The 2,373-nt window shown below is 36.9% G+C and carries 2 protein-coding genes and 2 pseudogenes; 1 reads left to right on the forward strand and 3 read right to left on the reverse strand.

The genetic code is table 11. The annotated features are described in order from the left end of the window. Positions 1-118: 118 nt before the first annotated feature. Positions 119-1,225: pseudogene (locus PR675_RS20500) on the forward strand (IS3 family transposase). Here PR675_RS20500 and PR675_RS20505 read toward each other — a convergent pair. The 3 genes and pseudogenes from PR675_RS20505 to PR675_RS20515 all read right to left on the reverse strand — a co-directional run. Next, positions 1,218-1,421 carry a hypothetical protein gene (locus PR675_RS20505; protein ID WP_060561375.1) on the reverse strand — a complete coding sequence of 68 codons (204 nt, stop codon included), beginning with the start codon at positions 1,419-1,421 and terminating at the stop codon, positions 1,218-1,220. The pseudogene PR675_RS20500 and the gene PR675_RS20505 overlap by 8 nt on opposite strands. 102 nt (positions 1,422-1,523) lie before the next feature. Then, complete coding sequence (locus PR675_RS20510; RefSeq protein ID WP_237069604.1) at positions 1,524-1,970, reverse strand: hypothetical protein; 447 nt, start codon at positions 1,968-1,970, stop codon at positions 1,524-1,526. Beyond that, positions 1,964-2,373, reverse strand: a pseudogene (locus PR675_RS20515) (RHS repeat-associated core domain-containing protein); the annotation flags it as partial. The pseudogene PR675_RS20515 and the gene PR675_RS20510, both read right to left, overlap by 7 nt.

Here is a 2,373-nt window from a genome sequence, read left to right on the forward strand (position 1 = left end):
TTCGGCGCATACTGGTACAGATTTAACCCACCCGCTAACCCGATGGGGTCTTGTCCACTTCCCCTAAAATAAGACAGCTATAATTAGATTTTCTGCCCTAAAATTTGCAGAGGTCATGATGAAAAAAGCCCGTTTTACTGAGACTCAAATCGTTAATGTTTTAAAACTCGCTGATTCAGGGATGAAAGTGGACGATATTTGCCGTCAAAATGGGGTCAGTCATGCTACTTATTATAATTAGAAATCAAAGTATGGTGGCATGGAGCCATTGATGTTAAACGATTAAAAGAGCTGGAAGATGAAAACGCGAAACTGAAAAAGCTCTTTGCGGAAGTCAGCCTTGAAAATCATGCGATGAAGGCGCTTTTCGCAAAAAAGGGCTGGTAGTGGCTGAAAAGAAACCCTGTACTCTATCATTAAAAGAGGCAGGCTTATCAGTCATTAAGGCTCGTGAGCTGACGTCATTGTCACGAGCCACGTTTTACCGTCAGCGAATAGACTGGCATAAAAAAGACCGTGTGGTGATCGATGCCATACAATCCGTTTTAGCTAAATCGCCACAATCAGGGTTTTGGAAATGCTATTTTCGACTGAGATTTCAAGGCTATCCTTTTAATCATAAACGAGTTTATCGTGTTTATTGTCGATTAGGATTAAACCTGAAACGACGGGTTAAAAAAGTGCTTCCAAAACGTGAAAAAAGGCCATTAGTGATTGAAAAAGTCCCAAATATTCAATGGGCATAGGATTTTATACACGACAGTTATATTGCGGTAAGCGGTTCAGAGCCCTCAATATTATTGATGAAGGAACACGTGAATGTTTAGCGATTGAGGTTGATACATCATTACTAGCGGAGCGCGTTATCAGAGTACTTGAGCGTTTAAAAACCGAAAGAGGATTGCCGAAACAAATTCGAGTCGATAATGGTCCTGAATTAATTTCGGTTAATCTATTGAATTATAGTGAAAATAACCAAGTTTTACTGTGCCATATTCAACTAGTAAAACCGCAACAAAATGGCTCTATCGAACGTTTTAATGGCTCGTTCCGCAGTGAATTTCTAAATGCGTATTTATTTGAATCTTTAAGCCAAGTTCGAGAATTAGCGTTGTTTTGGCAGCAAAATTATAACCGAAATCGAACTCATGAAAGTCTAAATCACCTCCCTCCGGAGGCCTATCGTAAACAGTTAGAAAACGCTAAGTTAGTGTGTCTCAATTAATGGGAAGTGGACAATTAGCGAGTAAACGGTCAATACATTTAATTTTATGTTTGACGTGAGCATCTCCGGATAAAAAACACCCAACGCTGGTTAAGGTAAGAGAAGCGCCATTAATCAAGGCGATAGTGGCATCGGTTAATGCATTCTGGCGATAAAGCATCTTTAAAAAGTTATGACATACTTCACGTACAGACATAGCAGTGACCTTATTGACTAGGTGGAACAATCAGTAGATCACACAACGCTATATCTGTCTATTTTATGAGGTTCCCTCAGAACTATGCGGGTTGTTCTGATTTTAATCAGGAATTTTGCTATATATTGTTCGTAATTCATTAGCAAATTTCTTGTAATTAGCTATTTTTCTTTTCTGCAAATATCCTTCTAAATCATTTTGTCTATTTTTCAATATATAATAATCAACAAGGTAACCAATCAGAAAGTTACTATAAAACGGAACGACTTCTATAGTTACATTATCTTCATCTTCATCTTTTTCATCATCGGTTATTTCTGAAAAGTAGAGCTCAATGAATTTCATTATCTTATATTTATCAGCACATACTTGCTCTAACTCATTAATAGTAATATTTGCCTTATTAACGTTATTAGCATAGATATTGAAAAGTTGACTAGATGGCTCATTCTTATTCAAAACAATATTTAGTCCTGCAATAACAAAATTCATTAAATTAATATAGCTATCTGTTTTTACAAAACTTCTCAAATCATTAGTTGTTACCACGAATTAATCCCCTTTATTATTCTTAATAAATCATAGCCAGTATGTCTATATGGATCCATTGACTCATGCCCCCAAGGTGTTGTTTTCTCAAGATTCCATCGTTCATTAGCTTTTGGTGTCCCACTTCTTTGCGGCAAATTTCTATGGTGTATTTCCATGCTGACGTCTTTAATTTCAACTTTCTGTTTTTTGTGGTTAAAGACTTCAATTTTCATTTTAGGAGCAAGACCATCATTCATTCTTGCAAGATTTTTTGGAGAGTATTTATGAGGGTTAATCTTAGCCTCATTTTTCCAGAAATCTTTTCTAGCAGTAGACCAACATTTCAGACCTAAAGGATACACCCATGTCAGCGGATTTGGCGCATACTGGTACAGATTTAACCGGCCCATCAGCCCTATCG

The sequence above is a fragment of the Providencia sp. PROV261 genome, assembly GCF_028477945.1.
Classification (GTDB): domain Bacteria; phylum Pseudomonadota; class Gammaproteobacteria; order Enterobacterales; family Enterobacteriaceae; genus Providencia; species Providencia stuartii.